Origin of the sequence: Mesorhizobium sp. M4A.F.Ca.ET.050.02.1.1, from assembly GCF_003997725.1 — a bacterium.
In the GTDB taxonomy this organism is placed as follows: domain Bacteria; phylum Pseudomonadota; class Alphaproteobacteria; order Rhizobiales; family Rhizobiaceae; genus Mesorhizobium.
Window position 1 is genome coordinate 1 of sequence record NZ_RZSG01000366.1, and the last position, 5,842, is coordinate 5,842.

8 protein-coding genes are annotated in these 5,842 nt (G+C 64.8%); 3 read left to right on the forward strand and 5 right to left on the reverse strand.

The window, feature by feature from the left end; all coding sequences use genetic code 11:
* Positions 1-701: SDR family NAD(P)-dependent oxidoreductase (locus tag EOA33_RS21610; RefSeq protein WP_127406534.1), on the reverse strand; the 701-nt coding region annotated here is incomplete at its 3' end.
* 131 nt (positions 702-832) lie between these two features.
* Here EOA33_RS21610 and EOA33_RS21615 point away from each other — a divergent pair.
* Positions 833-1,114, forward strand: coding sequence for a hypothetical protein (locus EOA33_RS21615; protein WP_126053918.1), 282 nt, complete (start codon positions 833-835; stop codon positions 1,112-1,114).
* Positions 1,115-1,120: 6 nt separating this feature from the next.
* On the opposite strand, the gene EOA33_RS21620 is transcribed toward EOA33_RS21615, so the two are convergent.
* Complete coding sequence (locus EOA33_RS21620; RefSeq protein ID WP_126053919.1) at positions 1,121-1,696, reverse strand: TMEM175 family protein; 576 nt, start codon at positions 1,694-1,696, stop codon at positions 1,121-1,123.
* Positions 1,697-1,842: 146 nt separating this feature from the next.
* Between EOA33_RS21620 and EOA33_RS21625 the strand changes: the two genes are divergently transcribed.
* Complete coding sequence (locus EOA33_RS21625) at positions 1,843-3,051, forward strand: MFS transporter (RefSeq protein ID WP_126053920.1); 1,209 nt, start codon at positions 1,843-1,845, stop codon at positions 3,049-3,051.
* 3 nt (positions 3,052-3,054) lie between these two features.
* Here EOA33_RS21625 and EOA33_RS21630 read toward each other — a convergent pair whose 3' ends face one another.
* From EOA33_RS21630 to EOA33_RS21640, 3 genes are all read right to left on the reverse strand, one after another.
* Entirely contained in the window at positions 3,055-4,527 is a 1,473-nt protein-coding gene (locus EOA33_RS21630) for an MATE family efflux transporter (RefSeq protein WP_127406536.1), read from the reverse strand.
* A gap of 157 nt (positions 4,528-4,684) precedes the next feature.
* The gene (locus EOA33_RS21635; RefSeq protein WP_126053922.1) at positions 4,685-4,933 is read right to left on the reverse strand and encodes an Atu4866 domain-containing protein; all 249 of its coding nucleotides are present in this window, start codon (positions 4,931-4,933) and stop codon (positions 4,685-4,687) included.
* Positions 4,930-5,478, reverse strand: coding sequence for a hypothetical protein (locus EOA33_RS21640; protein ID WP_127406538.1), 549 nt, complete (start codon positions 5,476-5,478; stop codon positions 4,930-4,932). The genes EOA33_RS21635 and EOA33_RS21640 overlap by 4 nt, the downstream gene beginning before the upstream one ends.
* 104 nt (positions 5,479-5,582) lie before the next feature.
* Between EOA33_RS21640 and EOA33_RS21645 the strand changes: the two genes are divergently transcribed.
* A partial coding sequence (locus EOA33_RS21645; protein ID WP_145989226.1) for a LysR family transcriptional regulator occupies positions 5,583-5,842 on the forward strand: 260 nt, incomplete at its 3' end.

The following is a 5,842-nucleotide window of genomic DNA, read 5'->3' on the forward strand; positions in this document are numbered from 1 at the left end:
TGCTTGAGCGAGGCGAGCATGAAGTCGATGACCTGCTCGCCGGTCCAGGCGCCGGCCGGCTTCTCGGTCGCGCCTTCGGTCAGGCCGGTATAGGTGAAGCCCGGGATGAGCAGGTGGGCGGAGACCCTGGCGCCGGGCTCGTTGCGCAGAGCGTGGGCAAGACCCTCGCTGAAGGTCTTCACGCCGGCCTTGGAGACGTTATAGGCGAGATTGCCGGGCGGCGTGGTGATGCCCTGCTTGGAGCCGGTGTTGATGATCAGGCCGGTTTTGCCCGAGGCCAGCATGGCCGGCGCGAAGGCCTCGACACCATGCACGACGCCCCAGAAATTGATGGCGAGAAGCCGCTGCCAGGCATCCCGGTTTTCCCACGGTTTGCCGGGATTGTTGCCGACACCGGCATTGTTCATCAGCAGCGACACGTCGCCGAAGGCGCCTTGCGCCGTTTCCGCCAGCCGATCGACTTCGTCGGCCGCGGAAACATCCGTGGCGACGGCAAGCACGTCGCCGCCGATCGCGGCGACCGCCCGGCTTGCCTCGTCGAGGCGCGCCCCGCCGATATCGGCCAGCACGATCTTCATGCCCATGGCCGCAAACCTCTTCGCGGCGGCAAGGCCGATGCCGCTGGCGCCGCCGGTGATGACGGCGACGTTGCCGGAGGCGAGGGCCGGGAGGGCGGACTGGAATTCGGCGTCGGTGGTCATGGCAGGGTCCTTGTTCGAGGTTGCGCCGAACTTAACGCCGGATCAGGCTCAGGCAAGTCCGCTTCGACGTTGGCGGGTTGACCGCATGGGCGGCCGCCGCGCATGCTGCCCCCATCGAAGGAGACTGCCGATTGACCGACTGGGCCGAAATCCTGAAGGAGCAGACCGCCACCGGCGACCAGATGGGCCGCGAGGTGCCGAAGATGCTGGCCAATCCCGACATCAGCGAGGCGCAGGTCAAGACACTGTTCTCGGCTTTGGAGAAGCAGGCCGACTTCGTCGAGAAGCTGCGCATGGCGCTGGAGAAATTCGACCATGACTTTCCCGTCATCAAGGCGGCCGAGCGGCTGGAGGAACGCTATGCCGACCTCGCGGCGTCAGTGGCTGAAAAGCTGAAGGCCATGCGGACGTAGCGTCGTCTACTTTTCGATAAGCCTCTCGAAGCGCCTGTCCGGCACGAACCAGGTTATCGCCACCGCCACATAGAGGGCGACGCCAATCCACTGGTTGACGAAGGTGAGCAGCACACCAGCTATGTAGATCGCCAGCGAAACCTTGCCCTTCCTGTCTTGGCCCACCGCCCTGGCAAAGGTCGTGTCCGCGCCGTGCAGGTGGCGCAGCTTGGTTACCAGGATCGTGTAGGCGACGGCGCAGAGCGCCAGGTCGGCGCCGTAGACGGCGACCGGCACCGGCGCGAAATGGTTCTCGCCCATGAAAGCGGTCGTCACCGGCATCAGCGACAGCCAGAACAGAAGGTTGAGGTTCGCCCACAGGACATATCCGTCGACGCGCTGCACGGTGTGGAACATGTTGTGCAGATTGTTCCAGTAGATGCCGACATTGATGAAGGACAGGACGTAGCTGAAGAAGACCGGCCACAACGGCGCGAGGGTGGAAAAATCCTCGCCATGCGGCACCTTCAGCTCTAGCACCATGATGGTGATGATGATGGCGACGACGCCATCGGTGAATGCTTCGACCCGTCCTTTGCCCATCGATTCTCCCCTTGAACAGGCGAAGGGTACGAGAGGATTTCGCGTGGCGCCATACTGACCATCCTGTCAGGAGCGTATTGGGCGAGCGGAACGGCCGTCACCATCTGCACGTTAGGCGGGCATTCCCCAAAAAGAAGGACGTCGAGATGACGACCTACGCTCAAGCCATGACGCGCGACAATGAATTCGGCGGCGGCGCCGCGACCACCGCCGTCGCCGCCATGAGCGCGGCGCTGTTTGCCGGAAGCACGGTACTGACGCCGCTCTACGTCATCTACAAGCAAGCCTTCGGCTTTTCCCAGATGACGCTGACGCTGGTCTATGCCGTCTACGTCGTCGGCAATCTGGCGGCGCTGCTGGTGTTCGGACGGCTGTCGGATGCCATCGGCCGCCGCCCGGCCGCCCTGGCGGCGATGGCGACCGCCCTTGTCAGTGCGCTGGTCTTCCTGTTCGCCGAAAATGTCGCCTGGCTCGATATCGCCCGCATCCTGAGCGGTCTTGGCATCGGCGTCGGCGCGGGAACAGGCACCGCCTGGCTCGCCGAGCTGCTCGACAGCGAGGACAGATCGCGCGCCGCAACCATCGCCACCAGCACCAATTTCGTCGGCCTCGGCCTCGGCGCGCTGGTGTCGGGGATGCTTGCCGAATACGCGCCCTGGCCACTCAGGCTGACATTCGCGCTCTATCTGGCGCTGCTTGCCCTGGTCACGCTCTTGATCTGGCGCACCCAGGAAACCGTGTCGCGGCCAGGGCGGCTCTCGGACGTCTCGATGTGGCCACGGCTGTCGGTGCCCGCCGACATCCGCGCGGCCTTCGTGGCGCCGGCGGTGACTGGCTTCGGCGCCATGGCGCTGGTCGGCTTCTACGCGGCGCTGGCGCCAAGCATTCTGGCGCAGCAGTTGCAGGTCACGAATCATGCCGAGGCCGGCGCGCTGTTCTTCGAGCTGTCGATGGTGGCGGCCGCGACCATCCTGCTGACGGTGCGACTGTCCAGCCGCATCACCATGCTGGCGGCGCTGGCGCTGATGACCCCAACCGTGGCGCTGGTCGTTGCCGCGCAAGTCTATGCGTCCATGGCAATCATGATCGCCGCAACCGGCTTGTGCGGCGTGGCGGCGGCGCTCGGCTATCGCGGCGGCCTGCAGGTGGTGAACCAGATCGCGCCGGACGACCGGCGCGCCGAAGTTGTGTCGGCCTTCTTCATCTGCTGCTTCTGCGGCAACGCGCTGCCGGTCATCGGCATCGGCATCCTGTCGAACTGGACGAGCGCGACGGCAGCAAGCCTGGCCTTTGCCGGGATGATCACGGTCTTTGCGCTGGTGGCGCTGGGGTTCGGCGCGAAATACGCGCGCTAGGGTTCAGCCGTCCGGCGTCTCGGGCGCCATGTTCGCGCGCTGGCGCGGCACGCCGAGACCAGTGTCCGGCGGTTCGCCGGCGGCCGGCCTGCCCTCGATCATGTGCAGGGTGCGCCAGCCGCCGAAACGGTAGTAGGCGGCGGCCAGCGCCAGTGAAGTGATCGAGCCGGCCGGAAAGCTCCACCAGAGCGCCTCCTCGCCGATCACGCTCCGGAAGAAATAGGCAAAGCCGGTGCGCACGATCAGCACCGAGATCACCAGGATGATCAGCGGCGGCATCACCGCGCCGGTTGCGCGCACTGTGGCGAACAGCACGATGGTGACGCCGAACAGGATGAACGACCAGGACGCGACATTGTTGATGTGGGCGGCGATGTCTATGGCCGCGCTGTCGGTGCTGAGGAACAGGCTGAGGATCGAACGGTCGAAGAAAAACAGCAGGAAGACCAGCGCGCCGGTCAGCACCAGGTTGAAGCCGACGCCCGAAGCCGCGACCTTGCCGATGCGATCCCAGCGCCCGGCGCCGACATTCTGCGCCGCCATCGAGGAGACGGCGGCGCCGATGGCGAGCGCCGGCATCTGGATATAGGTCCAGAGCTGCGCGGCGATGCCGTAGGCGGCGGCGACCTGAGAACCGTAGGAATTGACGATGCCCATGACCGTCAGCGCCGCGGCGGAAATCACGATCATCTGCAGGCCCATCGGCACGCCCTTGAAGACGACGATCCTGAGCAGCGCCGGATCGGGCCGCAGCAGGGCGAGGTTGGCGCCGGCGAGCCTCAGCGGATGCTTGCGGGCATAGAGCACGATCAGGATGGCGATCACGCTCACCGTCTGGCCGATCAGCGTGGCGGTGGCGGATCCGGCGATGCCGAGCTCCGGGAACGGCCCGAGGCCGCGGATCAGCAGCGGGTTGAGCACGATGTCGAGGACGACCGCCAGCGCCATGAAGACGAACGGCGTGCGCGAATCGCCGGCACCGCGCAGCACCGTCATGACGAAGGACAACAGGTTCATCATCGGCACGGCGACGAAGATGATGCGCAGGTAGGAGCGTGCCAGCGGCAGCGCGTCGGCCGGCGTGCCCAGCGTGTTGAGGATGGCGTCGACCCAGATCCAGCCGTAGACGGCGAACACCACCGAGACGAGGAAGAAGAAGGTGGCGCTGGTGCCGACGATGCGCCGCGCCTCCGGCAGGTCGCGGGCGCCGACCGACTGCGCGACCAGGATGGTGGCGGCCATGCCGATGCCGAACACCGTGCCGAGGATCAGGAACAGCACCAGATTGGCGTTGGAAGTCGCGGTCAGCGCCGCCTCGCCGAGGAAGCGGCCGACCCATACGGCATTGATCGAGCCGTTGAGCGACTGCAGCACGTTGGAGCCGAGCACCGGCAAGGCGAACAGCAGCAGCGTGCGCGGGATCGGGCCGCTGGTGAGGTCGCCGGTGCGCCGGCGGGCAGGTGTCTTCTCGTCCATGGTGGGGCACCGAAAATGAATCAGGCCCGCGATCCTATCGCAGGCCTGTTTCGCATACATCCATTTCCGCCAGATCGATGGCCACGCTGCCCGCCGGCTGCGTGAGCCGTATCGGAAAGGCCGGGCGCGAAATTCACGCCTGGTCCCCCTCCACCGTCTATTGCCGATAGAGGATCATGCCGGCATGGTGCAGGATGCCGTCAACGAACTCGCCGTCGGCGGTGAACCCCGTGTCGTCCCAATAGTAGATGTGGCTCGCATTTATCTCGTAACGTCCCTCGTAGGCGCGCTCGCGATTGCCGCGCGCCTCGAGATAGCGGCCGGTTGGCAGGAGTTGATGCCGGATATGGCCATCTGCCGTAACCCACATGCCGACGTAGGGATGGGTGGCATCGGACATGCTCATTTGCCTTCCGCCTGCTGCCGATAGAAGTGTGCAATATCCTGCGGTTTGACCACCCGCGCGTAATTCAGCTCCTGACGGATCTTCCACGCGCCGTCGATGCAGACCCAACCGAGCTGCGAGCGCCCGTCGAATGCGACGACCTCTCCGTCGAGGCGGCTGATCTGCCCGACAAAACCGATTGTCGTGGAGGCGACATCGCCTCCCGCAATCTGATCATCACCGCCGGTGAGCGCGTGGCGAACGGAGCGTGCGCCATTCTGGAGGTTCTCCCAGTTCGCTCCGTAGACAGCGGCGTTGTCGAAAAGCTGTGTCGGGCCGGGTGCGAAATTGTCGTAGAAGACGCCCCGGGGTGCCTTCACATCATAGTAGCGGCTCATCTTCTCGGCGAAGACGAAGGTCGGGTCGCCTTCATTGCGTTCCCACCCCTCCATGATCCACGATTTGTGAAGGGCAAGCGGGGCGTTGCCTCCGTCCAGCGGACAGGGTTGGGCCGCGACTGGCTCGGCCAGGGCCAGCAAACAGGCTGCTAGAAGTAGTGCTTTCATGTCGATCTTCCTTCTGGTTGTCGAATGGCACCAAAAGGTTGGACGAGAATTGATGTTGCGTGTATCTGTCGAATGCTCGACTGGCTGGTTAGTAATGTTTGACAATGCGACTGGACTATAATCTTCTCCCCCTCTTTCTTGCCGTGGCCGAGGAGGACAATTTTCGCGCCGCCGCTGATCGTCTAGGGGTCACCCGCTCTGCCGTCAGCCAGGGAATACGACGGTTTGAAGACGATCTCGGTGCGATGCTCGTCACGCGCACCACCAGGGCCGTGCGCCTGACCGAGGCGGGACAGCGGCTTTATGATGCGCTCTGTCGGCCCATGTCCGATATTGTGCAGGCGCTTGAGGGTGTCGATGGTGA